Raw genomic sequence first — 24,710 nt, 5'->3', positions numbered from 1 at the left:
CTTTTATCTTAGGACAGCAGCAGGCGGCGGACCAGCCAGCCCGCTCCAGCGGCGAGCAGTACGCCGATCGCCTGACCCAGCAGCGGCAGCAGCGAGAACTGGACGACCGCCTGGGCGAGGGTCGGCCCCACCGGCAGGTGCACCAGCAACCCGGCGAGCCCGCCAATATGGACGATGGCCAGACCCGCCAGGGCACTGGCGGCAAGCCAGTTGAGGTTGGAGCGGCAGCGGAAGGCAAGCACTCCGGTGAGCGCAGCGGCGGGTACAAAGGCAAGCAGGTAGCCGGATTGGGGTTGGGTGAAGTAGCCAATGCCCCCCCCGCCGGTAAAGACCGGAAAGCCCGAAAATCCTAGAGCCAGGTAGGCCATCTGGGCAAGTGCCGCCGCCACCGGTCCGCCGACGCAGCCCGAGAAAAGCACCGCCGCGATTTGCAGCGAAAACGGATAGCCAGGCTCGAAGTACCATTCGACTGCGGGCGGCCAGCTGCCGAAGGCGATCGACTGCGGGAAGCGGTCGGGCAACTGCACGCGGCAGAGGGTGCCGCCGACGGTGAGCACCAGACCGACTAGAGCCCAGATCACTTCGACGGGGGTGGGAAGCGGCAACCACCGCTTGCGCGGCAACGGCAGGCCGAGGGTGGTACGGATGCCGGGTATCGGGCGATCCGATTGAAAGTTCATGGGCGGATAACTTGAAGGGGACCCGCCTCATTATCGGGTGCTGTACGGGAGAATACAACAGCAGGAGGCATTTGATCGATGGCAAACGAACAGCATCTAGCCCGGCTCAAGCAGAGCATTCCCACCTGGAACCAGTGGCGTCAGCGCACGGGCATCCGACCGGATTTCACCGGGGCGGACTTGAGCTGGCTCGATCTGGGCGGGGCGGATCTGCGAGACGCCGATTTGAGTTGGGCCAATTTGCATAAAAGTGTCCTGGCGCGCGCCAATCTGGCCGGAGCGCTCCTTCGGGAGGCAAACCTGGACGGAGCCAATCTGCGCGGGGCGAATTTGCGCCTGGCGAACCTGACGGCAGCAGTGCTCGGAACGGTGGATCTGGAGGGTGCGCGACTATTCGATACGGTGCTTGCCGATGTCGAACTGGGCGAGGTGCAGAATCTAGAAAACTGTGTGCACGACGGGCCGAGCGTGCTCGATCACCGCACGCTCGAAAAGTCGGGCAAGGTGCCCGTGGTGTTCCTGCGCGGCTGCGGCCTGAGCGAACCGCTGATTGCCTTCGCCCCAACCTTGAGCGCCCAGGTCTTGCCGCCGAGTTGTTTTATCAGCCACATCAGCCGGGATCAGGCGTTTGTCGATCGGTTGTCCCGCGATCTGCAGACGATGGGAGTGCGCTGCTGGCGCGCTTGCGAGGAAAGCCACGGCCGGGCGAAGCGCCGAATCGGCATCGACCAGCCCCTGCGGCGCGGGGAGCGGCTCTTGGTGGTTCTTTCTGAGGATTCTCTCCAAAGCGGCTGGATCGAGCAGGAGGTCGAGGCGGTGTTTCTGCGCGAGAACGAGGAAAAGCACGAAATCATCCACGCGCTGCGCGTCGACGGCGGCATGGGCCAGACGGCGATGGGTTGGCCTGCGATGCTCTACAGCAGCCGCAGCATCGTCGACTTTCGCGGCTGGAACGAAAAACCGGTCCACTACGCCGAGGGTCTGGAGCGGCTGGTCTGCCAGCTGTTGGGCTCAACGACCCAAAGCGGCGTGGGTTAGCTTGTCCTCACTCGGCAAACTGGCCGTCGGGTACCGGACCTGCGGGAGCCGGGCGGGCGTTTTTGCCCCAACTAAAGCGCTCCTGGAAGCGGTCGAGATAGAGATAGATAACCGGGGTGATGTAAAGGGTCAGCCACTGCGAAAAAAGCAAGCCCCCCACCACCGCCAGACCCAACGGCTGGCGCGTCTCGGCCCCGGCCCCAAAGCCGATGGCGATCGGGATAGCCCCCGCAATCGCTGAAACCGTCGTCATCATGATCGGCCGAAAGCGCACCAGCGCCGCCGCGTAGATGGCGTCCTCCGGCCGCTTGCCGTCCTTGCGCTGGGCTTCGAGGGCAAAGTCGATCATGATAATCGCGTTTTTCTTGACGATCCCCACCAGCAGCAAGAGCCCCACAAATCCGTAGACATCGAGATCGAAACCGAACAGCATCAGCGTGAGCAATGCCCCGAACCCGGCCGAAGGCAGCCCGGAGAGGATCGTCAGCGGATGGATGAAGCTTTCGTAGAGGATGCCCAGCACGAGGTAGATAACCAGGATCGCCACCGCCAGCAACAGCCCCAGGTTCTGGGTGGAGGACTGGAAAGCCTCGGCGTTGCCCTGGAAGCTCGTGGCAATCGTATCGGGCAACGTTTCGGCGGCGCGGCGCTCGATGATGGCTGACGCTTCGCTGAGGGAGACGCCCGGTTTGAGGTTGAAGGAAATGGTCGCGGCGGTGAACTGGCCCAGGTGGTTGACTGAGAGGGGGCCGACGCCCGGGGTGAGTTTGGCCACCGTCGAGAGGGGCACCAGCCGGCCGCCGGTCGAGCGCACGTACAACAGCGAGAGGGCCTCCGGATCTTGCTGGTACTGTGGGTCGACCGAGAGGATCACCCGGTACTGGTTTGTGGGGGCATAAATCAACGAGATCTGGCGCGAGCTGTAGGCGTTGCTGAGGGTGCGCTCGATCTGTTCGGCGGTGATCCCCAGCGAGGAGGCTTTGTCGCGGTCGATCACCAGATTGATCTGGGGGTTCTTAAGCTGCACGTCGGAGGTGACATCCTGCAGTTGGGGCACCTCGCGCAGCTTTGCCTCCAACATCGGGGTATAGCGGTACAGCTCGTCGGTATCGGTGCTCTGCAACGTGTACTGGTAGAGACTCTTGCTCTGCTGGCCGCCAATGCGGATGGCCGGAGGCTGCTGCATGAACACGCGAATCCCGGTCACCTGGGCAAGCTTCGGCCGCAACCGCTGGATGACGTCCTGGGCGCTGTCGCGCTCGGAGCGCGGCTTGAGGCGCACGAAGACCCGCCCGGCGTTGCTGGCACCGGCGGGACCGCCCGAGCCGACGCTCGCATTGGTGCCGTCGATAGCCGGATCCTGGCGCAGGACCGCCACGACCTGCTGCTGCTTGCGCGCCATGTCGGCAAAGGAGATCCCCTGGGCGGCCTCGGTGGTGACGATGATTTGACCGTTGTCCTCGCTGGGAATGAAGCCCTTGGGAATGGCGTTAAACAGGTAAACCGTAGCCGCCAGCACCGCCGCCGAAGCGAGCATCGTCAAGACGCGGTGACGCAGCACCCACTGCAAACTGCGGTCGTAGGCGCGGGTGAGGGCGTCGAAGGCTCCCTCGGAAATTTGATACAAACGGCTGCGGCTGGACGGGTGTACCGATTCGGCCCGCAGGAAGCGGCTGCAGAGCATCGGGGTGAGGGTCAGCGAGACGAACCCCGAGACGAGAATGGCAGTGGCGATGGTGATCGCAAACTCGTTAAAGAGTCTGCCCAGGATGCCTCCCATAAAGAGCACCGGCAAAAAGACCGCCACCAGCGACAGCGTCATCGAGATGATCGTAAAAGTGATCTCACGCGAACCGTTGAAAGCCGCCTCCATGGGGCTCTCACCCATCTCCTGACGGCGGACGATGTTCTCGAGCACGACGATGGCGTCGTCGACCACGAAGCCTACCGAGAGGGTGAGCGCCATCAGCGAAAGGTTGTTGAGGCTGAAGCCCAACAGATACATCACCGCGAAGGTGGCCACCAGCGACAGCGGCACCGCCAGACTCGGGATGATCGTGGCTGAGAGGTTGCGCAGGAACAAGAAGATCACCAGCACCACCAGGCCGATGGCGAGCACCAGCGTGAACTGGACGTCCTCGACCGAGTGGCGGATCGACTCGGATCGGTCGAAGACGATGTCGAGGTTGACCGCCCCGGGAATCTGGGAGCGAAAGGTCGGCAGCAAGGCTTCGATGGCATCGACGACCGCGATCGTATTGACACCGGGCTGGCGCTGCACCCCCAGGGTGATCGAGCGCGTGCCGTTGTACCAGCCGGCCACCTTGTCGTTCTCGACGCTGTCGATCACTTTGCCCAGCTGTTCGAGGCGCACAGGCGAGCCGTTGCGGTAAGCGACCACCAGCGGCCGGAAGGCTGCGGCGTTGAGCAACTGGCCGTCCGATTCGATCGTAAAGGCGCGGTATTTGCCGTCGACGTAGCCGGTGGGCAGGTTGGTGTTGCCGGTGCGGATGGCGCTTTCGACTTCGTCGAGGCCGATACCGCGCGCGGCAAGGGCGTTGGGGTCCACCTGGATGCGCACGGCGTACTTCTGGGCGCCGAAGACCAGCACCTGCGCCACGCCGCTCACCATCGAAATGCGCTGGGCGATGAGCGTCTGGGCGTACTCGTCCACCCGCCACAGCGGCAGCGTCGGCGAATTGAGCGAGAGGATCATGATCGGCTGCTCCGCCGGGTTGACCTTGCGGTAACTGGGCGGCGTGGGCAGTCCCGGCGGCAACTGCGAAGCGGCGGTGGCAATCGCCGTCTGCACATCCTGGGCGGCGGCGTCGATATCGCGCTCCAGATCGAACTGGAGGGTGATTTGCGTACTGCCCAGCGAACTGGACGAACTCATCGAATCGAGGCCCGGGATCGCCGAGAGCTGACGCTCCAGAGGTGTGGCTACCGCTGCGGCCATCGTCTCAGGACTGGCACCGGGCAAACCGGCGGATACCTGGATGGTCGGAAAATCGACGTTCGGCAGATCGTTGACCGGCAGGAGCCGGTAGGCAATCAGGCCGAAGAACAACACCCCGAGCATCACCAGCGTCGTGGCGACGGGGCGGCGGATGAACACTGCCGAGAAGTTCACGGACGCGGCTCCTGGGTGGTGGACGGGGTAGAGGCGGTGGACGCGGTTTTAATGGTGTCGCCCGGCTTCAGTTGCAGCTGGCCGTCGGTGACGACGGTCTCCCCAGGTGCGACTCCCCGGTCGATGAGCGCGTCGCCGCCTACGGTACGGCTGCTCGTCACCACCCGCAGGTCCACCGTCCGGTCGGGCTTGACCACATAGACGTAGGTACCCTGCTGACCGGTCTGTACCGCCTGGGTGGGCACCACCACCGCGTTCGGCTGGGTGGTGAGGGTGAGGGTGACGTTCATGAACTGGCCGGGAACCAGGTAGTTGTCCTGGTTCTCGAACGTGCCGCGCAGGCGAATGGTGCCTGTGGTGCTGTCGACGGCGTTGTCGATAAAGCTCAAGTACCCCGTCACGGCGCGACCGGCTCCGCTGGGCGGCACGGCGACGACTTTGAGGCGGGCCTGGGCCTGGTAGCGCTTGATGGCGGGCAGTTCCCGCTCAGGGACCGTAAAGCTCACATAGATCGGGCTCACCCGATTGATCACCACCAGCGGTGTAGTGTCGTTGGCGCGCACCAGGTTGCCGGCGTAGACCGCGAGGCTGCCGGTGCGTCCGGCAATCGGGGCACGAATCTCGGTGTAGCCCAACTGAACGCGGGCGCTCTCGACGGCGGCACGGCTCGCGCGCACCACCGAGCGGGCGTTGGCCACGGCCGCTTCGCTCGCGCGCACGGTGGCGGCGAGGGCCTCGGCGTTGGTCTGCACCTGGTCGAACTGCTCCTGGGAGACCGCCCCCTGGGCCACCAGCGACCGGTAGCGCTGCACCTGGGTCCGGGCGGTGCGCAATTGGGCGCGATCGCGCGCCACCGCCGCTTCCGCCTGGGCGACTCCCGCCTGGTCGCGGCTCAGTTGCGCCTCGGCCTGGGCAAAGGCCGCCGCGTTCGGACGGGCATCCACCGTAAAGAGCAGAGCACCTTTCTGGACGTACTGGCCCTGCTCGAAGACGACGCGGGTGAGGGTACCTTCGACCTGGGAGCGCACGGCGACGGTGTTGTAGGCTTCGACGGCGCCGATGGCGGCAATCGCGATCGGCACTGCTTTTTGGGTCGCTACCGCTGTGGCCGCCGGCACCGCTTTGCGTCCCGCCTGGGCTGCGGGCGACTCCGCCGGTTTGTCCCCTGCAAAGAACCGAAACAGGACAATCCCCAGTACGATGAGCGCGAGGCCCACGACGATCGGCACCCAGTTGCGCCGTTCGCGCTCGGAAACCGGGGGGAGGTCGGCGCGTTGGGGAGCGCGGGATTCGCGGGTAGAATCGGCCATGGTGAGCGGGGGTTCGCGTGCGGTGGTCTGAAAGGTGATGCCGGGATGCTGAAAAATATGCGGACCGGCCGCACGAAAAGCCTGTGAGGAGAACAACGCCTTACCTACGGCGCTGTCGTCTGCATCACCGGGCACGCGGCGACCTGCCTTTGGATCTTACCAGGGGGCAGCTGCTGAGCGCCTCTACCCCGACTCGGAAGCGCGCTTGGCGGGTTGAACATCGAAGATGACGAGCAAATCTGTGGTATTCTAGGAAAGCTTGAATTTTTCGGAATCACCATGCCCCTGACCCAAGATCGCAAGCAGGAATTGATTGGCACCTACCAGGTCCACGAAACCGACACCGGTTCGCCGGAGGTGCAAGTGGCAATGCTCAGCGATCGGATCAACCAGTTGACCGAGCACCTGCGCAGCCACCCCAAAGATTTTTCCTCGCGGCGCGGCCTGCTCAAGCTCATCGGCCGACGCAAGCAATTGTTGGCTTATTTGGCGGCCAACGAAGCCGACCGCTACCGCGCCCTGGTCGATCGCCTCGGCCTGCGCCGCTAGCATGGCATTCGAGCAGGCGCTTTTTGCCGCTTCGCTGTTTCCGTATCTCGCTTTTTTGTGGTTTGCCACCCGCTCGGGCCGCTTTCCGAAGCTGGCCCTCTATGGTTTTTACGGCACCCTCGTCTTCGTGGCGGTGACGATTCCCGCCGGACTCTATAGCCGGTTTGTCCTGGGTCAATCGCTCGCCAATGTCGACTGGCTGCACGGGACGGCCGAATCGCTGCTCACCGTGGCCAACATTCTGGTGGTGCTCGGGTTCAAGCAGGCCCTCGAACGCAGCGGCAAGAGCGCGGAATAGCGCGGCCCGGGGATACTATGGGACTGTGTTGAAGAAGGTGGTGGCCATGGATGAGTTGAGTCCGATTGTGCGTTCTTTGACCGACCAGCCGCTGGGGTTTTTGAGCGGTTTTGTGGCGGGTGTGTTTCGGATGAATCCGATGGAAGACCCGGTCAAAAGCTGGCTGACCGAACAGCTCAACCGCAGCGAAACGGGCTACGGCACCGCTGGCGGCGGTTTCACCAGCACCAACGGCAACAACAAAGGCCCCCAGTCGATCTCGATCGAATAGGAGAGAGCCGGTGAAGGCAAAACTTGCTGCGGCGGTGGCGGTGCTGATGGTGGCGGGGACTGCCGCCGTCAGTGCCGAGACGGTCACCCGCGAGGTACCGGCCTTTTCGCGCATCGAGGTGCGCGGCTCGACCGATATTGACGTGCGCGCCGGTGCGAACCAGTTGGTGGTGCTCCTCGAAGGCGCCCCGGGGGTAATCGAGCGCATTGTGACCGAAGTCAGCGGCGAGACGCTGGTGATAAGCGGCCCGCGCGGCAGCAGCATGAACATCGGCGGGCGCGGACCGCGCGCGCTGATCCGGGTGCCACAGCTCCAGTCCATCACGATCTTGGGTAGCGGCGACGCGCGCCTGAGCGGTATCCGCAGCGACACCTTCAGCGTGTCGATCGCCGGCAGCGGCGATGTGGTGGTCGCCCCGGCCGAGGGACTCTCCACGGTCGATCGGCTGCAGGTGGATGTGGCCGGTTCCGGCGACGCCAACCTCGCGGCCCTGCGCGCCCGCACCGCGGCGGTGAGCGTCGCGGGCTCGGGCGACGTGCAGGTCTATACCACCGAAGCGCTCGACGCGAGCGTCGCCGGCAGCGGCGATGTCTTCTACAGCGGTAACCCCCAGCGCGTCAACCGCAAAGTCGCCGGCAGCGGCACGATCGTCTCGCGCTAACTGCCCAGTCCAATTTTTCGGAACTTCCCATGCCGTACACCTTCCGGCGCCGGTGGCTCGTTCTCGCCCTGTGGTTCGTGGGGCAGGCTCCGGCTTGGTCCCAGCCGCCTCAGGATTGGCTCGAACGATACCAAAAGGTCCTACAGGCGCTCGAAGCGCCTTCTGAGCGCCGCTTCGAGCAGCAAATTCAGACGTTTGGGTGGCAGGAGGGGATCACCACCGGCGAATTTGTCTTTCGTGCCGATGGCGGCTGGGAGGCGAATCTGACCGAGGGCGACCAGTTCTACAAAATCGCCCACAACCGGCTGAATCTGGTCACCCAGTCCGACCGCCTCAAGCTCTACAGCGAGTACATCGAGCGCCCCGAGCGGGTGGCTCCCCACGCGATTGTGGACCTGGGCGCCACCGCCGAAACCTACCGCGTCGAGACGGTCGAGACGACCCGCCTTGGTGCGGGCGAAGCGGTCCGGCTTCGCCTCGTGCCCCTTGCGGGCGGCCCTCTGCGTGAACTGTGGCTCGACGCCGCCACCGCCCTGCCCCGGCGGGCGGTGATCTACCTGGCCGGAGTCTGGGGTTCGGCCGATTACACGGTCGATTTTCAGCCGGTGGAGCGCTACTGGCTGCCGGAGCGCTCCCGCATGCAGATCAAAATGAATTTCTGGGTGCCGGTCGGCTTCACCCGCCGCGCCTTCGCAGGCCCCGTCGACATTGGGACCACCTACCGCGACTACCGCTTCGGCGATACTGCTCCTCTGCCGGCGGTGCCGACTGCCGTTGCCTCGAAACCCGCCCTCGCCGCCACCGGCACGACCGAAACCCAACCGACGACCGGCCAACCCCTGGGCAAACCGCTCGAACTGAGTGTCTCCACCCAGAAATCCACCTCGGTGCTGGCCGAGCGCATCGCCCAGTTCAATCTCAACAAACCGGATCTGAGCAATCCGCTTACCCGCATCAACGTCTTTGTCACCTTGAAGATGGGAAGCCAACAACTGCTGCTGTATTTGTTTCGCTTTAACAGCAAACAGTCGCTGGTGCCCATCGAACCGGTCAATTCCCAGAGTGATACGATCAAGCTCTTCGGAACCGGCAGTCCTTAGAGCGTTTTGCATTTGAAGACAACGTTCAAAAGTTCGGATATCTGCAAACAGGTGTTGATAAGCGGAACAGTGTTGATCTACAAAAGCGATAGCACCATAAGGTTCTCTTGGAGTCGTCATGACCGCAAAGCCCTCCAGCAAGAGGTTTGCGGCAACCACTGCACCCAGTTTGACAGTTCAGGGTCAGTTCTCGACTCTGATTTTTTTCAACGTTACCGAGGTACCCCACTCCCGGCGCGGACGGGCGTGACAAGGGCTGCTTTCGATCTGATCGATCGCCTGGCGCTGGCGCTCCTCGTGCCCCTCTAGAAAAGCGTCGGGGTCGAAGTGGGGATCGCACTGGTTGAGCAAGTAGCGGGCATTGAGCCTGAGATCCCGGTTTGTCCAGATTCGGACGTTGCCTTGGCCGTCGAGGGCCAGATTGAGCCCCTGCAGGCAAAGCGTGCACCGGGAACCCTGGTGCTCGAAGCGCAGGTTCCACAGACAAAACCAGAGAAATTTGAGCAGGTCCATGGGTGCTCCTGAATTAGCCGATAAACGTGTCGGGGCTGGCTCCTGTGCAGGCGCCCGCGCAGCTGTTGGCGTCGCTGAGTCGGTGGGCGGAGATGCCTTCGTGAAAGACGGTCGTCGAGCCGCCCACGGTCGTCGCTCCGCAACTGACGCCGTCGCCGATGACGGAGACCAGCAGGCCGTTGCAGAATGTTTTTGTGCACAGCATCGCCGAGATGGTTCCGGTCGGGGTGATACAGGGAGGAATCGCCGGGCAGGATTCCGGGTCTCCCATGCGGGCTTGCGCCAGACCCATAAGATCTCCGTAGTGACTGGGCTATCCCTTTGTTTAGGGACAACGCCCCCCGGTCCTTAGTGCTGTGGAGTACCGCCAATCCAAAAAACCGCCTTCCCCGTACACCCAGCAGATTCGGCCAAGCCGCGACCCAAGCCACGTCCAACCAGGAGAAACACGATGCCCACCAAAGTCTTTAAATCGGAAGCCGAATGGAAAAAAATTCTGACACCCGAACAGTTTTTGATCACGCGCAAAAAAGGCACCGAGCGGGCCTTTACGGGTAAATATCACGATACTAAGCAGGCAGGCATCTACCAGTGCGTTTGCTGTGAAACACCCTTGTTTTCGTCCGCTCAAAAGTACGACTCGGGAACGGGTTGGCCCAGCTTCTGGGGTCCTGTCAACCCGAAAAACATCGCCACCAAAGCCGATTTCAGTCTTTTTATGCGGCGCACCGAGGTGCTCTGCGCGGTGTGTGACGCCCACCAGGGCCATCTCTTCAACGACGGTCCGCCCCCGACCGGCTTGCGCTACTGCATCAATTCCGCCGCGCTCAAGTTCGTCAAATTGCCATTGGTGAGCCGTCTGGGCCGGGGTTTTATTGAATACCTCACAAGCCAGGCCTGATGGCTGCTTTTTGTACAAACACGGTGCAGAAAAGAATCCGGCAGTTGTTCAAGGGGTGACAAAGTAGCTTGAGAACCAGACTGGACGAGCATTCCAGGCATCGCTATACAGAAAAATGGACTCGGGATGTCGCCCAAGTCCATCTCCAAAATTATTTGTCCTCGATCCAGGTGCGGATCTCTTTTTGCAGCCACTCCTGCTCGACCGGACTCAAAAAGAGCGTAAATTTCTTTTCCTCACCCCAGAACCGCCAGACAAACTTGTCGCGGCCAAAGATAATGTCCGCCTGCTGCCGGCTACGAACGTCGACGAGCCGGCCACGGGTCTTTTTGTAGGGAAGTAAATTCCAGAAGCGCTGGGAGATAGTGAGGTTCAACCCGTCGGTCTCGATACGGGTGCGCGTCGAACCGACAACCCACAGTTCCCCAAGCCACGCGGCCGTCAACATGGCAAACATTAGACGGGGAATCCAGGGAAGCCAGGATGTAGAAGAGTTCTCCTGATTGAAACTCAGGAACATTTGCGGAAACTGGAGAGCCATTTGGGCAAGGGCGACATAGAAATCCCGCAACTGCAGCCGCCGACCTTCAACCTCGATGGTGAGTCGTTCGGCAGTTCGCTTCAGGGCAATGCAGCTGCCGGTTGGTTGACCGCTCACTGTCGGCACAGGCCGATTTTCCTGCCGATCGAGTGCTTCGTGGGCGGCGCAAGCACTCGCAAAACGGTACTGCAAATCGGGATCGAGCATTCGCTCCAGCCAGGGCTTCAGACCGGCGCTCGCCCTCTCCCCCAGGCGGATCCGAAAGTTCTCGCGGGGCAGTTCCCCAGGATTGATCCCGGTGAGCAAAAAAAGCAGCGTCGCCCCGAGGCCGAACAGATCTGACGCAGGGACCGTGCGGCCCTCGAACTGCTCCGGGGGCATATAGCCGGTAGGTGCCCACCACCGTCATCGTTTTCTCGGGAGCGCTTACCGCCTGTACCGCACCAAAGTCGATCAAATAAATTCGTCCGTCTTCGCCCCAAATGAGATTGGCGGGGGTGAGGTCGCGATGGATCACCGGCGGCGACTGTCGGTGCAGATAGATCAAAATTTCAAGCACCTCGGCGGCAATGGTGCGTACTTCAGCCTCCGGCAGGGGACCGAGGTTGCGCACACTTGCCTCCAGCGACTGGCCGGGGATGAAATCCTGGATGAGACAAAAGTAGTTGCCCTCCGGCTGCTCCCACCAGAAGGCGTCGCGCTGGCGGGGGATGCGGGAGTGGGAAAGTGACTGCAGCGTCTCAGCCTCGCGCTCGAAAAGCTTAAAATCTTGCCACAGCGCACCCTCGCCGAAATAAAGCGCCTTGAGCGTCACGGTTTGTCCAGTCTTTTCCTCCGCCGCAAGCCAGGTCTGCCGCGTTCCGTTTGCTCCCAAAAGGCGCACCGGGCGGTAACAATTCTGGACCACCATCGATTCGACGATAGGCATCGGTCAGGTGTATGAGCCCGGTCGTTCTTTTTAGTATATTGGCTGCTTTGCGGCTTGCCTAGGCAGCGAGCGGCTAAGCACCCGCGGGCACATCGTACAGACCGCGCTTATGAATGTAAGAGACCACTTGCTCAGGCAGGAGTGCTTCCCAGCCGGCCCGGCCCGCGGCGAGTTGCTCGCGCACCCGCGTCGAGGAAATGTCGCACTCGAAATCCGAAAGCGGGACGAATACCGCCCCGAAGCGCTCGGTGAGATCCGCCATCGCCTGCTTGGGATCCGCTCCGCTGCCGGGGCGGGGTACCACTATCCAGCGGCAGCGGGGGATAAGTTCGGCGGCGCGATACCAGCCCGGCAAATCGGCAAGACCGTCCTGACCCAGCAGCCAGTGCCATTGCGCTTGCGGGTACTGCTCCTCCAGAAGCCTGAGGGTGTCGATCGCGTAAGAAGGGCCAGGTCGGCGCGCGTCCACCAGCGACAGTGCCATACCCGCCTCTCCGGCAATGGCCAGACGCACCATCTCGACGCGATCGCCGATCGAGGCACCCCCGGCCAGGGGTTTGTGGGGCGGTTGAGCCGCCGGTACCCAGAGGATTTGATCGAGCCCGCAGCGGTCGCGCGCGGCGCGGGCCATGGCGAGGTGTCCCCGGTGGACCGGATTGAAGGTGCCGCCGAAGATACCGAGCCGTTCGCCCATCGGTTAGCTTGCCGTGCCCGTCAGCGAAAAGGCGCGCGCCGCGGTGATCTGCACATCGACCAGTTGGCCGCGCAGTTTCGCAAGTTCGCCCGCAAAAAAGACCAGGCGGTTGGTGCGGGTGCGGCCCACCACCTGGGAGCGGTCGCGGGGGTTGGTCTCTTCGACCAGCACCTGCTCGGTGCGGCCCAGATAGCGCTGGGAGCGCTCGAAAGCTTTTTGGGCCACCAGCCGGTTGGTACGCTGCAGGCGGTCCTGCTTGACTTCGTCGTCCAATTGCCCGGGCCAGCGCGCCGCCGGGGTGCCCGGGCGGGGCGAATAGGCCGCCGTATTGAGGGCGTCGAATTCCAGTTCGTCCACCAGGCGCAGGGAATTTTCAAACTGCGCCTCCGTTTCGCCGGGAAAGCCGACGATGAGGTCCGCCGAGATGGCGGCGTCGGGCAGGATGGCGCGGATCTTTTCGATGATGGCGCGATATTTTTCGTGGGTATACCCCCGGGCCATGCGCCGGAGCACTTCGTTGTCGCCCGACTGAAAAGGAATATGAAAGTGCTCGCAAACTTTCGGCAATTCGGCACAGGTGGCAATCAGTTCGTCGCTAAAGTAGCGCGGGTGGGAAGTGGCGAAGCGCAGGCGTTCGATGCCCGGCGCGTTGTGGATAAAGCGCAGCAGTGAAGCCAGGTTGGTGCCGATGTCGCGGCCGTAGGCGTCGATATTTTGGCCGAGAAGCGTCACTTCTTTGTAGCCCGACGCGCCCAGTTCACAAATTTCGGCTTTGATCGCCTCGGGAGTGCGCGATTGTTCGCGCCCGCGCACCGAGGGCACGATGCAGTAGGTGCATCCTTCGTTGCAGCCGTAGATGATGTTGGCCCAGGCGGTGACGGCGCTGTCGCGGCGGGGCTTGGTGATGTCTTCGAGAATTTCGATGGGCTCGGTGGCCACCACCTGCTCACCCTCGGCCACCCGCTCGAGCAAATCCGAAAGGCGATTGACGTGCTGCGGCCCCATCACCAGATCCAGTTCCGGCACGCGCCGGAGCAATTTTTCACCCTCCTGCTGGGCCACACAGCCCGCCAATACCAGCGTGATGTGCGGGTCGCGCTGTTTGCGCCTGGCCTGCTGACCCAGGTAGGAATAGACCTTTTGCTCGGCGTTGTCGCGGATGGTGCAGGTGTTGAACAGGACCAAGTCGGCCGTGTCGCTTTCATCGACGATCCGGTAGCCCAGGTGGGTGAGTGCCCCGGCCATGCGCTCGGAGTCGGCCTTGTTCATCTGGCAGCCGAAGGTGACGAGGCAGGCGGTTTTGCCCTGGGGGTTGGTGGTGGATTCCATGGCGAAATGGGGGCGGGTTGCGGACACCCTCCAGGCTACTACTTTCATCGGCCGACTGCCCAAGCCTGTTATTCTTGAAAGGATCAGCCTACGCGAGGTACAGGGTCTCGATGGAAAAAAAGCGGGTGGTGGTGACCGGCGTCGGCGCGGTGACGCCTCTTGGCAACACGGCGGCCGACTTCTGGGAAGGCTTGCTCGCAGGCCGTTCCGGTGTGGCACCTATCAGTCTGTTTGACCCGAGCCGCCACGACGCGCGCATCGCGGCCGAGGTCAAAAATTTTGATCCCCACCAGTACCTCGAGAAAAAAGAAGTCAAGCGCACGGTGCGCTTTACCCAGATGGCGGTGGCCGCGAGCAAGCAGGCGGTCGCCGACGCGGCTCTTGCCATCAACGAGTTCAACAGCGAACAGGTCGGGGTGATTATCGGCAACGGCACCGGCGGCATGGAGTGGCTGGAGCAGCAGGACGGCATCCTGCGCGAGCAGGGACCCAACCGCGTTTCACCCTTTATGGTGCCGCTGTTTATCGCCAATATGGCCGCCGGCTTCACCGCCATTCAGCTGGGCGCCAAAGGCCCCAATTCCTGCACCGTCACCGCCTGCGCCGCCGGCTCCAACGCCATCGGCGACGCTTTTCGGCTTATCCAGTACGGCGAAGCCCAGGCGGTGATCTGCGGCGGCACCGAGGCGTGCATCACCCCGCTGGTGGTGGCGGGCTTCGCCGCGTCGCGCGCCCTTTCGACCCGCAACGACGAACCTGAAACAGCGAGCCGGCCTTTCGATTTAAACCGCGACGGCTTTGTGATTGGCGAGGGGGCGGGCATTCTGGTGCTCGAAGAACTCAGCCACGCCCTGGCGCGCGGCGCGCGCATCTACGCCGAAATCTGCGGCTACGCGATGACCTGCGACGCTTATCACATGACCTCGCCCGCACCGGCCGGCGAAGGGGCCGCTCGGGCCATCCGGCTGGCGCTCAAGGATGCAGGCGTGTTCCCGGACCAGGTGAGCTACATCAACGCCCACGGCACCAGTACGCCCCTCAACGACACCAACGAGACCCAGGCGATTAAGACCGTGCTGGGAGAGGCTGCCTACAGCGTGGCGGTCAGTTCCACCAAATCGATGACCGGTCACCTGCTGGGCGGATCCGGGGGCATCGAGGCGGTGGCCACGGCTCTGGCTGTTTACCACGACATCGCGCCGCCCACCATCAACCTTGAGACCCCCGACCCGAGCTGCGACCTCGACTACGTGCCGGGGGTCGCCCGGACGATGCCTATCGAGGTGGCTCTATCCAATTCCTTCGGCTTCGGCGGCCACAACGTCACCCTGGTATTTAGAAAGTTCCGCGAAGCCTAGGAAAGCCTCCCGAACCGGTCGTTCCAGACATTACAATGGCGGCAATTCCCAGATGGGGAGCGTACTGTGGTGATGCCCGTTGCTTCCGAATTTTCAGGTTCGCCCTTCGAGCCTTTTGCCCCTCCGCCAGTCGATTTGTGGAGCGATGAGCCACCGATGGAGTCCGACCGCCACCGCAAGCAGATGGACCTGCTCATCCGCTCTTTGGAGTGTTGGTGGCAGGACCGACAGGACTTCTATTGCTCGGGTAACCTGACGATTTACTACAGCCTCACCCAGCGCAAGTCCGAGGATTTTCGCGGGCCGGACTTTTTTGTGGTGCTCGGCTGTGAGCGGCGGGAGCGGCGCAGCTGGACGGTCTGGCAAGAAGGAGGCCGTCTGCCCAATCTGATCGTCGAAATTTTGTCCGCCTCGACGGCCGCCATCGACAGGGGCCTCAAAAAGCAAATCTACCAGGACGTCCTGCGGGTGCCCGAGTATTTTTGGTTCGATCCTGAAGCTCTGGAGTTGTGCGGCTTTCATCTGGTCGAGGGTCAGTATGAGCCGCTGGAGCCGGATGGGCACGATCGGCTGTGGAGTCGGCAACTGGAGCTATACCTGGGAAGCCACAACACTCAACTGCGCTTTTTCACGCCCAACGGTCAGCTGGTGCTCCTGCAGGAAGAATTGGTTGCCCTGCAAGCCGAGCAGGCCGTCCAGATGGCTGAACAGGAGCGGCAGGCCAGAGAACAGGCCGTCCAGATGGCTGAACAGGAGCGGCAGGCCAGAGAACAGGCCGTCCAGATGGCTGAACGCGAACGGCAATCGCGAGAAAGGCTCGCCCGGTACCTGCGGGAGCAAGGGATCGATCCCGATACTCTTTAGAAGTGCCTATCTTCCGCTCAATTTCTCAAGAGCAACAGGAAGCAATCCACCCGCCGCTTCCAAAGCAGTTGCACAGGAAGCCGGATCCTGATTGCTCCAGTGCATCAGCAAGGCGACTTTCACCCGCAGGCCGCTCGCTTCGAGCAAAGCGAGGGCGGCGGTGCGCTCAAGCTCCGTGAGGGTAGTCAGGATGCGCACGGCCCGGTCACGCAGCTTCTGGTTGCTGACCGCCACATCGACCATCAAGTTGCCATAGGTCTTGCCGAGGCGAACCATCGCCCCAGTCGAAAGGATGTTGAGCACCAGCTTGGTGGCGGTGCCCGCCTTGAGGCGCGTCGAACCGGCGAGCACCTCCGGCCCCACCGGCACCCGAATTTCGATGTCCCAGCGCTCGGGGATCTGGTTTGTAGGTACACAGGCTACGAAGATCGTGACGCCCCCCAGCGAACGGGCGTAGGCAAGGGCACCGCTCACGTAGGGAGCAGTGCCCCCGGCGCTGATACCCACCACCACATCCGCAGCACTCAGAGCGCGCCCCGCAAGCTCGGCGGCTCCCGCCTCGGGGTCGTCCTCGGCCCCTTCGACACTACGGGTGAGGGCGGCCGTTCCCCCGGCAATGATCCCTTGCACCTGCTCGGGGTCGGTACAAAAAGTCGGCGGGCACTCGCTTGCGTCGAGCACCCCGAGCCTTCCGCTGGTACCCGCCCCGACGTAAAACAGACGCCCCCCGCCGCGCAAGGCGGCAGCGGTGAGATCGATCGCCCGGGCGATGGCGGGCGCGGCAGCCCGCACGGCCGGCACCACCCGCTCGTCCTCGCGGCAGAACAACTCAACCAGCGACGGGCTGTCGAGCCGGTCGAGTCGGGCACTATCGGGATTGACTTGCTCGGTGACAAGATGCGCGCGCTCGGGCAGCCGTTCGTCCATAGCCTGATGCCTTATAACTTTCAGGGAGTAAACACTCAAATATAGTCTCCATTTTGTCAACGCCTGAAAGGCATCACTGGACGCTTTGCAATGCCTTCACTGTATAGAAAACTTAATGGTCCGCTTGGACTTGAAATGCAGAATCACTCTAGAATGCAAAAGTCTCGCTCCCAGAATGTTTCGAGTTGGAGGACGGTGCTGATGACACTCAATTATCAGGAAGATTTTCTTGGGATCGATCGGTTCTTTCAAGAAGCGACATACCACGACCAGACCGATTTGAACGCGGCCTCGTCGATCGAAGTGGAGATCTACGAGCACGAGTGCATGTATCCGACCTTTGCCGAGATCGCCCGCCAGTCGGGAGCGAGCGAAGTTGCCGGCATGTTCGAGGCGATCGCCCGCGAAGAAAAGGAGCACGCCGATCTGTTGCGCGAACTCTATCCGCAGTTGGAGATTAAAGATTCCCCCGAGACCGCCGAGGCGCGGCGGCTGGTGGGTGAAATCGAAGCCCAGATGGCCGTGGTGAGCACCGACCCGCGCGGTCTGCGCCGGGCGTTGGAAACCGCCCTGGAGGTCGAATCGATCGAGGCCACCAAGACCTACCCGGCCTTCGCCCGTCTCGCGCGCGAGCAGGGCAAAGAGGAGATCGCCCAGCGCTTCGATTCCATCACCGAAAGTGAGCAGCGCCATATGCAGTGGGTGCAGCGCGCCCTCGATCGGCTGGTCAGCGCCTGATCTGCAAGCTCTGTGATGCCCAATGCCCGGCGCTTGCGCGCCGGGCATTGGGCATCAGGGGTAAAACCCGATGGCGGGCAGCCCCAGCATCTCCTCCCAACCCTGGGTAAGATTCATCGCCTGGATCGCCTGCCCGGACTGGCCCTTCACCAGATTGTCGAGGGCAGAGAGCACCACTACCCGCTCGGTGCGCTGGTCGACTTCCAGGCCGATAAAGCAGGTGTTCGTGCCGCTTGCCCACTTGGTCTGTGGATAGATGCCGCTACCCAGTACACGCACGGCCGGCGCCTGGCGGTAGAACGCTTCGTAGATAGTGAGCATGTCTTCGCTCACCAGCCCCGGATCGCGCAATTGGGCATAGAGCGTCACGAGCATTCCTCGCGCCATCGGGATCAAATGGGGGGTGAACTGCACCTGCACGCGCATACCGGCCAGATCCGAGCAAACTTGCTCGATCTCCGGGATATGGCGGTGGCGCGCGACGCTGTAGGCCGCCACGCTGCTGTCGGCCTCGGCAAAGAGCGAACCGGTCTTGAGGGCGCGCCCGGCCCCGGAGACACCGGATTTGGCGTCGATAATCAAGCTGCGCGGATCGATCAGCCCTTGCTTGAGCAGGGGGGCGGCAGCCAGCAACGAAGCGGTCGGGTAACATCCCGGGCAGCCCACCAGCCGGGCGGTGCGGATGCGCTCGCGGTACAGTTCCGGCAGACCGTAGACCGCCTCGCGGGCCACCGCCGCGTCGTGGCGATCGCCGCCGTACCAGGACTGATAGGTTTCGAGATTGACAAACCGGTAATCCGCCGAGAGATCGAACACCCGCAAGCCACCGGCGAGCAGCCCCGGCGCCAGGGTGTGGGCGATGCCGTTGGGGGTGGCCAGAAACACCACCGAGCACGCCTCGACGATTCGATCCAGTTCGACCGCCTCGCACACGCGATCGATGCGGTGCGCCAACTGCGGATACAGTTCACCAAAGGGCGTGCCGGCGTTCTGGTTCGCCCCCAAATAAGCGATCTCAACGCGCGGGTGATCCAGTAGCAGGCGCACCAGCTGTACCCCACCGTACCCGGAGGCGCCCACGATCCCGACACGCAATTTTTCGGCCATAGATACCCGCCCGGAAGCTGTTGTCCGGCCATCAGTGTAATGCCTGCGCTCGATTTCGCGACCGCTGCCGGTCAAGCCCACTACACCGGCCCACCCGAAAATGGCCCCACAGTGTCGGTTTACCCTCAAGAATTTACTTTTGTTGACTGTCTTTGGAGCCAATCCTCACGGCATAATAGGGAGAATTACTTATTTGGGCCCATCCTATGGAAACACTGATCTACGGAAGCTATGTCGTTGCCATTGGTGGGGCCATCCGCGCCATCGACGGCCGCATCATCAACGCGCTGGCGCTGCTTCCCGACGATCAGTACCGTCCCTTGCTCGGTTGGCTGCTGGGGGTGCTCTATATCTGTCTAGGTTGGGCCTTCACCGAACTGGTGCATATCTTCGACGCCCCGGTCATCGGCCTGTCGGTCGCCTGGATTGGCCTGAGCTGGTGGCTGATCGACCGCCACCTCAAAGACCCCGACGCCCAGGAGCACGCCTACGCCTGGACCGGCCGCCACCTGATGCTCTCGGGGGCCTTTTTCTTGCTGTTGTGGCTGGAGCGCAGCATGATCGACGGCCTCGGCCTCTAAAAAAAGCCGATCACCGAGACGGTGGCGACGGCGTACTCGCGGTCGTGGCTGAAACTGACCTGCCAATCGAGCCGACCGAAGCGCTCCACCAGGAGAACCGCTCGCCCGTTTAAACAGATGGTCGGCTCTCCCGAGGCGAGCCGCACCACTTCGATGTCGCGGTAGCCCACTCCCCGCCAGCCCGTACCCAGGGCCTTGGTCACCGCCTCCTTGGCCGCCCAGCGCCCCGCCAGCCGGTTGGCCCGGTGCGGCTTCGATGCCAGACAGTAGTGCTGTTCGCCTTCGGTGTAGACACGATTAAGAAACTGTTTGCCGTAGCGCTCCAGCATTCCCTCGATGCGGGGAATGTGCACCAGATCGGTGCCGATGCGGTGCAAAAACGTCTGGCCGGCCATGTTACTCATATTTGATGGATTGCTCTGTGCTGTGCGGCGATTATTCTGTGAACTGTCACCGGGAACTTCATCCGAATCCCACAGTTTCTAACAGCTTAACGAATGATAAATCTTTAGCGCGCCCGACAGGATTTGAACCTGTGTAAGGCGACTTAGAAGGTCGCTGCCTGATCCTCTAGGCTACGGGCGCATGAATTTACTATAGCGAGTCAATTACTTTCATTCAAAGCCGCCACCGCTTCGATTTCGACTTTCACCCCCTGGGGTAAAGCGGCGACCGCCACGCAGGAGCGCGCGGGCAGGTGGTCGGTAAAAAATGTCTGGTAGACACGGTTGAGGCCGGCAAAATCGGCCATGTCGATCAGAAACACCGTCACCTTGATCACCTGGCCCAGATCGCTGCCTGCAAGCTTGAGCACGTTGTGCAGGTTGGTGAGCGTCTGGTGGGCCTGGGCTTCGATGTCGCCGGTGACGACTTCGCCACTATCGGGCACCAGGGGGATCTGGCCGGCGGTGTAGACCAGTCCCCCGTGGATAACGGCGGGAGAGTAGGGGTAGGGGTTGTGCTCGCCGCGGATGATCTTCACGGGGAAACCCGCTCGAACACACAGGCTTGCTCGACCGCTTCGACGATGGCGCGCACCTGGGCAACCATGGCCACCTCGTCGCCCAGGCGGTTGACCGCCGAACCGACGCCGACGCCCGACGCGCCGCAGGCGAGGGCCATGGGCACGGTGACCGCCGAAAGACCCGAGGCGCACAGCACCGGCACGCCCACCGAGCGCGAAATTTCGTAGGCCGCAGCCAGGGTGGGAGCGGCCTTCTCCACCAGACCCAGGGTGCCGGGGTGGGTGGGTCGGCTGCTGGTGCCGCCTTCGGTCTGGATGATATCGGCGCCCAGCGCTTCGAGCTGCACCGCCAGACTGACCTGTACATCGAGGCTCAGGGTGTGGGGGACGGTCACCGAGAGCATGACGTCGCAACCGAGCAGGTCGCGGCTGCGGCGGGCCAGATCGAGCACCGCCTCGGCGTCGAAGCGGACCCCACGGGCATAAAAGCTGTCGAAGTTGCCGATCTCGACGCAGTCGGCACCGCTGCGCACGGCCATCAGCAGGCCCTGCGGTTCGACGGCGGAGACGCACACGGGCAAATCGGTGCTGCGGCGCACCAGGCGAATCAGTTCGGCGTCACAGGCGATATCGACGAAGGTGGCCCCTCCCCGCTCGGCAGCGCGGACGATCTGGACGACGCGGGCGCTGTCGAAGTTGTTGAGCCCGGCAATGATCTTGACGGCTCGTTTGGCTTGGAAGGCCTGCTGGAGGATGGCAACCATCGGATATGCTCCTGTGCAAAGTCTGGGTTATTGTAATTGATCCGCCCAAATCAGGGCAATAATGTGGAGAAAGCCTGCGGGCGGTTCGGGCTCTTCGCAAGCTTGGGAGAAGGGGCGTGCTTTTAACCCTGCTGCTGCTACTGTTGGTCGTCTGCCTGGGTGTGCAGTTTTTCGTCATCCAGCAGACTCTCAAGCAAACCGACCAGCAGTTGGAAGACATCCAGCGGGCGATGACCCAAACGCGTCTGGCCCCCGGCACCCAGCCCTACTGCCGGACCTGCCGCTACTACGGGTCGAACCGCTATATTGTCTGTGCGCTGCATCCGGAGGGTTGGACCGACCTGGAGGCCGGGCGGTGCGTCGATTTTGATGGGATCGCCTGTGACGAAAAGCATCATAACAAGTAGCCGCCGCCGGTTTCTCCAGGTTCTGGGGGGCTTGGGGATTTTAGCCATCCCGGCTGGGGCGGCTCCGGCCCTGGGGCCGACCATTGAGCGCTACGCGGCCACCTTGCCCGGAGGCTACGGCGCGCGGGCGGTGCTAAAAGCCGGGGCCACCTGGCAAAGGGGGCGCATCGTGCTGGTGGGCCGCGCCCTCGAAGCGCGCGACCGGGCGGCGCTCGAAGCGGCTTTTTCCCGTCTCGGTCCGGTGGATAACCGTATGGAAATTTTTCCGTTCAAAGCAATGGGCGCGCGGGCCTGGGGGGCAGTGCGCTCCTCGGGAACGGACCTGCGCGCCGAACCGGACGCCGGATCCGAACTGGTTTCCCAGGCGCTGCCCGGCGACACGCTCAAAGTGCTTGCGCGCAGTGGCGACGGGCGCTGGTACCAAATTTTGCGCGAGTGGGACGGCTACGTGGGCTGGATTCCCGCCGAGCGGGCGGTGCTGTGGACCGGTGCCGAGCGGCAGACCTGGCAATCGGCACCGCGCTCAATGCTCATGCGCTCGCTGCCCGGTTTGCCGCGCGGCAGCATCGTCGCAGGTGCCGACGGCCTGCGCGGGCGCACTGCCGAGGGCCGGGAAGTGACAATTCCAAGTGAGGCCTTGCGCCGCATCGAACCTGGCGAGGTACCCACAGCGGCGCGGGTCGTCGAGTTGGCCCGGGTGCTGCTGGCCGATCAGCCCACCCGCTACCTCTGGGGGGGCACGCTCGACCGCGCCCTCGACTGCAGCGGCTTCAATCAAACCGTCTACCGGATGGCCGGGGGGGCGATCCCCAGAGACTCCTACCAGCAGCAGGCGGCCAGTCGGCCGGTGGCACCGCGCGCCGAAGACTGGCAGAAGCTGGAGCCCGGGGATTTGCTGTTTTTTAGTGAGAAGCGCAGCCGCGCCACCCACACCGGTATTTACGTGGGCGACGGCCGCTTCGTCCATGCTTCGAGTCACAACCAGGGCATCGCCGAAAATTACCTGATGGGCGAGAGCGAATACGAGCGCTTCTTGCGGCGGATCTACTTCGGCGCCGGACGGGTGGTCTAGACACCCGATGGATCTTCAGGCTGAAAAACGTTCGATCGAAGCTATCTACCAGGAGCGTTTGGAGCGCTTCGGTGCGGCGCGGCGGCTGTACGAGCGGCGCACCGGGCGGATTGCCAACGCCCGGGTGGCGGTGTTTTTGATCGCCCTGGCCTTTGTGATCGTGGGGCTTGCCGACCGCAACGCTTTTCAACCGCTGATGCTCACCTTGGCGGCGGCGGGCGCCGTGGGCTTTGTCGGGCTGTTGGTTTTGTTTGGGCGCAACGAGAGGGAGCTGCGACGCCTCGAAGCGCTGGAGGAAGAGAATCGCGAAGCCCTCGCCCGTCACCGCCGCGACTGGCAGGCGGCACCGGTCCCCGAGACGCCCGAATTTGCCGAGCAAGCCACTTTCGCGCGCGATCTGGATCTGTTCGGGCACGCCTCGCTGTTTCAATTGACCTGCACCGCCCACACACCGATGGGCCGGAGGCTTCTGGCGCGCTGGCTGCTCGAACCGGCCGGGCCGGCGGCGATTGCCGGGCGGCAGCGGGCGATTGCCGATCTGGCCCCTTTGCTCGACTGGCGGCAGGATCTGGCGGCCGCCGGTCGGTTCCTCGCCCAGAAGCCCCCCGACCCGGCGTCCTTCGTGGCCTGGGCGGAGGCTCCATCCTGGCTCGACCAACGTCCCTGGCTTGTCTGGGTGGCGCGGCTGTCGGCCGCTGCCACGGCGGCGCTCATCGCGCTGCAGGCGGCGGAAGTTTTGTCGTTGCCGCTGTGGCTCGGACCTTTGACGCTCAATATTGTCCTAAGCGGCATCTACACCGCTTCGATACATCAAACCTTCGCCGCGGTTTCCAACCGCTCCGGCAGCGTGCGCGCCTACGCGGGGCTCTTCGCGGCGCTGTCGCGCCTTGAATGCCGCGACGAAACCCTCAAATCCCTCCAGGCCGAAAGCCTGAATGCCGAGGATCGCCTGCGCAAGCTCGATACGCTCGTGGGCTGTTCGGATCTGCGCTTCTCGCAACTGATCTACCTGGCGGTGCAGTGGATTACCCTCTGGGACGTACACGTGCTGGGCTTGCTTGAAAGCTGGCGGCGGCAATCGGGGGACCGGGTGCGCAGCTGGCTTGAAGCGCTCGCCCAAATCGAAGCGCTCGCCTCCCTCGCCTCCCTCGCCCACGACCAGCCGGAGTGGGTGTTCGCCGAGGTGGACACGCGCTTGCAAGTCATTGCTGCCGGGCAACTGGGCCATCCACTCATCGGCGAAGCGGTGCGGGTCGCCAACGATGTCACCCTCGGTCCTCCCGGCACGTTTTTGCTGGTGACCGGCTCGAACATGTCCGGCAAAAGCACTTTACTGCGATCCATCGGCCTCAACATCGTGCTCGCTCTGGCCGGGGCACCCGTGTGCGCCCGCTCGCTGAGGCTGCCGCCGGTGACGCTCAAGACGAGCATGCGCGTGCAAGATTCGCTCGCAAGCGGTCTGTCGTTCTACATGGCCGAGCTGCAGCGGCTCAAAGAAGTAGTCGACGCTGCCCGGCCTGCGGAGCGTCCGCTGCTGTACCTGCTCGATGAAATTTTGCTCGGCACCAACTCTGCCGAGCGGCAGGTGGCCGTGCGCCGAGTGCTCAGCTTCCTGCTGGGTCGCGGCGCCCTGGGGGCCATCTCCACCCACGATCTGGCCCTGGCCGATCTGCCGGAATTGGCTGCGGCCGCCCGCACGGTGCACTTTCGCGAACATTTCGCGGCGGGGGCCGCAGGACCGGTGATGACCTTTGACTACCGCATGCGCCCCGGCGTCGCCCCGACCACCAATGCCCTCAAACTGCTGGAGTTGGTCGGCCTGGGCGACCCCGAAGATAACCGACCCGACGACCGGACCAACGTATAGCCAATCTCCTCGACCGACCAACGCAATTGGTCGTCGGTGCAACCTCTACCATCCCTAAGGAGCATGGGCTGTCTACTTTGTGTGTTTTCGATGGTATGGGATTTTTCCCTGGCTT

General features: G+C 63.1%; 28 protein-coding genes and 1 tRNA gene. 14 read left to right on the top strand and 15 right to left on the bottom strand.

Annotated elements, in window-relative coordinates:
- Nucleotides 1-8: 8 nt before the first annotated feature.
- Complete coding sequence (locus GLL_RS20755) at nucleotides 9-680, bottom strand: biotin transporter BioY (RefSeq protein WP_011144018.1); 672 nt, start codon at nucleotides 678-680, stop codon at nucleotides 9-11.
- A gap of 78 nt (nucleotides 681-758) precedes the next feature.
- Between GLL_RS20755 and GLL_RS20750 the strand changes: the two genes are divergently transcribed.
- Nucleotides 759-1,718 (top strand): toll/interleukin-1 receptor domain-containing protein, encoded by a 960-nt coding sequence (locus tag GLL_RS20750; protein ID WP_011144017.1) that lies wholly within the window; start codon nucleotides 759-761, stop codon nucleotides 1,716-1,718.
- A 7-nt stretch (nucleotides 1,719-1,725) separates the two neighbouring features.
- On the opposite strand, the gene GLL_RS20745 is transcribed toward GLL_RS20750, so the two are convergent.
- On the bottom strand, nucleotides 1,726-4,851 hold the full coding sequence (locus tag GLL_RS20745; RefSeq protein ID WP_011144016.1) for an efflux RND transporter permease subunit: 3,126 nt from the start codon (nucleotides 4,849-4,851) through the stop codon (nucleotides 1,726-1,728).
- On the bottom strand, nucleotides 4,848-6,296 hold the full coding sequence (locus GLL_RS20740) for an efflux RND transporter periplasmic adaptor subunit (RefSeq protein ID WP_011144015.1): 1,449 nt from the start codon (nucleotides 6,294-6,296) through the stop codon (nucleotides 4,848-4,850). Before GLL_RS20740 ends, GLL_RS20745 begins: the two co-directional genes overlap by 4 nt.
- A gap of 144 nt (nucleotides 6,297-6,440) precedes the next feature.
- On the opposite strand from GLL_RS20740, the gene rpsO reads away from it, so the two are divergent.
- From rpsO to GLL_RS20715, 5 genes are read left to right on the top strand one after another with little or no spacing between them, the layout of a single operon-like run.
- Nucleotides 6,441-6,710, top strand: coding sequence for a 30S ribosomal protein S15 (rpsO, locus tag GLL_RS20735; protein ID WP_011144014.1), 270 nt, complete (start codon nucleotides 6,441-6,443; stop codon nucleotides 6,708-6,710).
- Nucleotide 6,711: 1 nt separating this feature from the next.
- Nucleotides 6,712-7,008, top strand: a complete 297-nt coding sequence (locus GLL_RS20730; protein ID WP_011144013.1) for a DUF3593 domain-containing protein — start codon at nucleotides 6,712-6,714, stop codon at nucleotides 7,006-7,008.
- A 46-nt stretch (nucleotides 7,009-7,054) separates the two neighbouring features.
- The gene (locus tag GLL_RS20725) at nucleotides 7,055-7,279 is read left to right on the top strand and encodes a hypothetical protein (RefSeq protein WP_197530057.1); all 225 of its coding nucleotides are present in this window, start codon (nucleotides 7,055-7,057) and stop codon (nucleotides 7,277-7,279) included.
- A gap of 10 nt (nucleotides 7,280-7,289) precedes the next feature.
- A complete protein-coding gene (locus tag GLL_RS20720) occupies nucleotides 7,290-7,940 on the top strand; it encodes a head GIN domain-containing protein (protein WP_011144011.1) in 651 nt (216 codons plus the stop codon).
- A gap of 29 nt (nucleotides 7,941-7,969) precedes the next feature.
- Nucleotides 7,970-9,040 carry a hypothetical protein gene (locus GLL_RS20715; protein ID WP_011144010.1) on the top strand — a complete coding sequence of 357 codons (1,071 nt, stop codon included), beginning with the start codon at nucleotides 7,970-7,972 and terminating at the stop codon, nucleotides 9,038-9,040.
- A 183-nt stretch (nucleotides 9,041-9,223) separates the two neighbouring features.
- On the opposite strand, the gene GLL_RS20710 is transcribed toward GLL_RS20715, so the two are convergent.
- A complete protein-coding gene (locus tag GLL_RS20710; RefSeq protein WP_011144009.1) occupies nucleotides 9,224-9,553 on the bottom strand; it encodes a hypothetical protein in 330 nt (109 codons plus the stop codon).
- 13 nt (nucleotides 9,554-9,566) lie between these two features.
- Entirely contained in the window at nucleotides 9,567-9,845 is a 279-nt protein-coding gene (locus GLL_RS20705) for a PAAR domain-containing protein (protein WP_011144008.1), read from the bottom strand.
- 159 nt (nucleotides 9,846-10,004) lie between these two features.
- On the opposite strand from GLL_RS20705, the gene msrB reads away from it, so the two are divergent.
- Nucleotides 10,005-10,454, top strand: a complete 450-nt coding sequence (msrB, locus tag GLL_RS20700; protein WP_011144007.1) for a peptide-methionine (R)-S-oxide reductase MsrB — start codon at nucleotides 10,005-10,007, stop codon at nucleotides 10,452-10,454.
- Nucleotides 10,455-10,605: 151 nt separating this feature from the next.
- Here msrB and GLL_RS20695 read toward each other — a convergent pair whose 3' ends face one another.
- The 4 genes from GLL_RS20695 to miaB form a co-directional block, all read right to left on the bottom strand.
- Nucleotides 10,606-10,902 (bottom strand): hypothetical protein, encoded by a 297-nt coding sequence (locus GLL_RS20695; protein ID WP_164929432.1) that lies wholly within the window; start codon nucleotides 10,900-10,902, stop codon nucleotides 10,606-10,608.
- A 139-nt stretch (nucleotides 10,903-11,041) separates the two neighbouring features.
- Complete coding sequence (locus GLL_RS20690; RefSeq protein WP_011144005.1) at nucleotides 11,042-11,923, bottom strand: serine/threonine protein kinase; 882 nt, start codon at nucleotides 11,921-11,923, stop codon at nucleotides 11,042-11,044.
- A gap of 73 nt (nucleotides 11,924-11,996) precedes the next feature.
- Nucleotides 11,997-12,617, bottom strand: coding sequence for a nicotinate (nicotinamide) nucleotide adenylyltransferase (gene nadD / locus GLL_RS20685; protein WP_011144004.1), 621 nt, complete (start codon nucleotides 12,615-12,617; stop codon nucleotides 11,997-11,999).
- A gap of 3 nt (nucleotides 12,618-12,620) precedes the next feature.
- Complete coding sequence (gene miaB, locus GLL_RS20680) at nucleotides 12,621-13,946, bottom strand: tRNA (N6-isopentenyl adenosine(37)-C2)-methylthiotransferase MiaB (RefSeq protein ID WP_011144003.1); 1,326 nt, start codon at nucleotides 13,944-13,946, stop codon at nucleotides 12,621-12,623.
- 110 nt (nucleotides 13,947-14,056) lie between these two features.
- On the opposite strand from miaB, the gene fabF reads away from it, so the two are divergent.
- The gene (gene fabF / locus GLL_RS20675; protein WP_011144002.1) at nucleotides 14,057-15,304 is read left to right on the top strand and encodes a beta-ketoacyl-ACP synthase II; all 1,248 of its coding nucleotides are present in this window, start codon (nucleotides 14,057-14,059) and stop codon (nucleotides 15,302-15,304) included.
- A gap of 72 nt (nucleotides 15,305-15,376) precedes the next feature.
- Nucleotides 15,377-16,168, top strand: coding sequence for a Uma2 family endonuclease (locus GLL_RS20670; RefSeq protein ID WP_164929431.1), 792 nt, complete (start codon nucleotides 15,377-15,379; stop codon nucleotides 16,166-16,168).
- Nucleotides 16,169-16,174: 6 nt separating this feature from the next.
- On the opposite strand, the gene murQ is transcribed toward GLL_RS20670, so the two are convergent.
- Nucleotides 16,175-17,095 (bottom strand): N-acetylmuramic acid 6-phosphate etherase, encoded by a 921-nt coding sequence (murQ, locus tag GLL_RS20665; RefSeq protein WP_011144000.1) that lies wholly within the window; start codon nucleotides 17,093-17,095, stop codon nucleotides 16,175-16,177.
- Nucleotides 17,096-17,296: 201 nt separating this feature from the next.
- Between murQ and GLL_RS20660 the strand changes: the two genes are divergently transcribed.
- Nucleotides 17,297-17,833 carry a rubrerythrin family protein gene (locus GLL_RS20660; RefSeq protein ID WP_011143999.1) on the top strand — a complete coding sequence of 179 codons (537 nt, stop codon included), beginning with the start codon at nucleotides 17,297-17,299 and terminating at the stop codon, nucleotides 17,831-17,833.
- A gap of 54 nt (nucleotides 17,834-17,887) precedes the next feature.
- Here the strand turns inward: GLL_RS20660 and argC are convergent, their stop codons facing one another.
- Nucleotides 17,888-18,940, bottom strand: a complete 1,053-nt coding sequence (gene argC / locus GLL_RS20655) for an N-acetyl-gamma-glutamyl-phosphate reductase (protein ID WP_011143998.1) — start codon at nucleotides 18,938-18,940, stop codon at nucleotides 17,888-17,890.
- 206 nt (nucleotides 18,941-19,146) lie between these two features.
- Between argC and GLL_RS20650 the strand changes: the two genes are divergently transcribed.
- Nucleotides 19,147-19,521 (top strand): hypothetical protein, encoded by a 375-nt coding sequence (locus GLL_RS20650; RefSeq protein ID WP_011143997.1) that lies wholly within the window; start codon nucleotides 19,147-19,149, stop codon nucleotides 19,519-19,521.
- Here GLL_RS20650 and acpS read toward each other — a convergent pair.
- The 4 genes from acpS to GLL_RS20630 all read right to left on the bottom strand — a co-directional run bounded on the left by acpS (nucleotide 19,518) and on the right by GLL_RS20630 (nucleotide 21,249).
- On the bottom strand, nucleotides 19,518-19,925 hold the full coding sequence (gene acpS / locus GLL_RS20645; protein WP_231848269.1) for a holo-ACP synthase: 408 nt from the start codon (nucleotides 19,923-19,925) through the stop codon (nucleotides 19,518-19,520). The two genes, GLL_RS20650 and acpS, sit on opposite strands and share 4 nt — an antisense overlap.
- A 108-nt stretch (nucleotides 19,926-20,033) precedes the next feature.
- Nucleotides 20,034-20,106: transfer RNA gene (locus GLL_RS20640), tRNA-Arg, on the bottom strand.
- A 19-nt stretch (nucleotides 20,107-20,125) separates the two neighbouring features.
- Nucleotides 20,126-20,503: a Rid family detoxifying hydrolase gene (locus tag GLL_RS20635; RefSeq protein WP_011143995.1), complete on the bottom strand. Its 378-nt coding sequence runs from the start codon at nucleotides 20,501-20,503 to the stop codon at nucleotides 20,126-20,128.
- Complete coding sequence (locus tag GLL_RS20630; protein ID WP_011143994.1) at nucleotides 20,500-21,249, bottom strand: DUF561 domain-containing protein; 750 nt, start codon at nucleotides 21,247-21,249, stop codon at nucleotides 20,500-20,502. Before GLL_RS20630 ends, GLL_RS20635 begins: the two co-directional genes overlap by 4 nt.
- 116 nt (nucleotides 21,250-21,365) lie before the next feature.
- Here GLL_RS20630 and GLL_RS20625 point away from each other — a divergent pair, with 116 nt between their 5' ends.
- From GLL_RS20625 to GLL_RS20615, 3 genes are read left to right on the top strand one after another with little or no spacing between them, the layout of a single operon-like run.
- Nucleotides 21,366-21,656 carry a hypothetical protein gene (locus tag GLL_RS20625; protein ID WP_011143993.1) on the top strand — a complete coding sequence of 97 codons (291 nt, stop codon included), beginning with the start codon at nucleotides 21,366-21,368 and terminating at the stop codon, nucleotides 21,654-21,656.
- Nucleotides 21,631-22,728, top strand: a complete 1,098-nt coding sequence (locus tag GLL_RS20620; RefSeq protein WP_164929430.1) for an SH3 domain-containing C40 family peptidase — start codon at nucleotides 21,631-21,633, stop codon at nucleotides 22,726-22,728. The genes GLL_RS20625 and GLL_RS20620 overlap by 26 nt, the downstream gene beginning before the upstream one ends.
- 7 nt (nucleotides 22,729-22,735) lie before the next feature.
- The gene (locus GLL_RS20615; RefSeq protein ID WP_011143991.1) at nucleotides 22,736-24,595 is read left to right on the top strand and encodes a MutS family DNA mismatch repair protein; all 1,860 of its coding nucleotides are present in this window, start codon (nucleotides 22,736-22,738) and stop codon (nucleotides 24,593-24,595) included.
- Nucleotides 24,596-24,710: the final 115 nt, after the last annotated feature.

This window comes from Gloeobacter violaceus PCC 7421 (assembly GCF_000011385.1).
Classification (GTDB): domain Bacteria; phylum Cyanobacteriota; class Cyanobacteriia; order Gloeobacterales; family Gloeobacteraceae; genus Gloeobacter; species Gloeobacter violaceus.
Note: the sequence above shows the minus strand (reverse complement) of the source record. Positions and strands in the feature narration are given on the sequence as shown.

Bases quoted from the DNA above. Each gene is read 5' to 3' on its own strand.
- GLL_RS20755 (WP_011144018.1), bottom strand. From the start codon at position 680: ATGAACTTTCAATCGGATCGCCCGATACCCGGCATCCGTACCACCCTC.
- GLL_RS20750 (WP_011144017.1), top strand. From the start codon at position 759: ATGGCAAACGAACAGCATCTAGCCCGGCTCAAGCAGAGCATTCCCACC.
- rpsO (WP_011144014.1), top strand. From the start codon at position 6,441: ATGCCCCTGACCCAAGATCGCAAGCAGGAATTGATTGGCACCTACCAG.
- GLL_RS20730 (WP_011144013.1), top strand. From the start codon at position 6,712: ATGGCATTCGAGCAGGCGCTTTTTGCCGCTTCGCTGTTTCCGTATCTC.
- GLL_RS20725 (WP_197530057.1), top strand. From the start codon at position 7,055: ATGGATGAGTTGAGTCCGATTGTGCGTTCTTTGACCGACCAGCCGCTG.
- GLL_RS20715 (WP_011144010.1), top strand. From the start codon at position 7,970: ATGCCGTACACCTTCCGGCGCCGGTGGCTCGTTCTCGCCCTGTGGTTC.
- GLL_RS20710 (WP_011144009.1), bottom strand. From the start codon at position 9,553: ATGGACCTGCTCAAATTTCTCTGGTTTTGTCTGTGGAACCTGCGCTTC.
- GLL_RS20705 (WP_011144008.1), bottom strand. From the start codon at position 9,845: ATGGGTCTGGCGCAAGCCCGCATGGGAGACCCGGAATCCTGCCCGGCG.
- msrB (WP_011144007.1), top strand. From the start codon at position 10,005: ATGCCCACCAAAGTCTTTAAATCGGAAGCCGAATGGAAAAAAATTCTG.
- GLL_RS20695 (WP_164929432.1), bottom strand. From the start codon at position 10,902: ATGTTGACGGCCGCGTGGCTTGGGGAACTGTGGGTTGTCGGTTCGACG.
- GLL_RS20690 (WP_011144005.1), bottom strand. From the start codon at position 11,923: ATGCCTATCGTCGAATCGATGGTGGTCCAGAATTGTTACCGCCCGGTG.
- nadD (WP_011144004.1), bottom strand. From the start codon at position 12,617: ATGGGCGAACGGCTCGGTATCTTCGGCGGCACCTTCAATCCGGTCCAC.
- miaB (WP_011144003.1), bottom strand. From the start codon at position 13,946: ATGGAATCCACCACCAACCCCCAGGGCAAAACCGCCTGCCTCGTCACC.
- fabF (WP_011144002.1), top strand. From the start codon at position 14,057: ATGGAAAAAAAGCGGGTGGTGGTGACCGGCGTCGGCGCGGTGACGCCT.
- GLL_RS20670 (WP_164929431.1), top strand. From the start codon at position 15,377: ATGCCCGTTGCTTCCGAATTTTCAGGTTCGCCCTTCGAGCCTTTTGCC.
- murQ (WP_011144000.1), bottom strand. From the start codon at position 17,095: ATGGACGAACGGCTGCCCGAGCGCGCGCATCTTGTCACCGAGCAAGTC.
- GLL_RS20660 (WP_011143999.1), top strand. From the start codon at position 17,297: ATGACACTCAATTATCAGGAAGATTTTCTTGGGATCGATCGGTTCTTT.
- argC (WP_011143998.1), bottom strand. From the start codon at position 18,940: ATGGCCGAAAAATTGCGTGTCGGGATCGTGGGCGCCTCCGGGTACGGT.
- GLL_RS20650 (WP_011143997.1), top strand. From the start codon at position 19,147: ATGGAAACACTGATCTACGGAAGCTATGTCGTTGCCATTGGTGGGGCC.
- acpS (WP_231848269.1), bottom strand. From the start codon at position 19,925: ATGAGTAACATGGCCGGCCAGACGTTTTTGCACCGCATCGGCACCGAT.
- GLL_RS20630 (WP_011143994.1), bottom strand. From the start codon at position 21,249: ATGGTTGCCATCCTCCAGCAGGCCTTCCAAGCCAAACGAGCCGTCAAG.
- GLL_RS20615 (WP_011143991.1), top strand. From the start codon at position 22,736: ATGGATCTTCAGGCTGAAAAACGTTCGATCGAAGCTATCTACCAGGAG.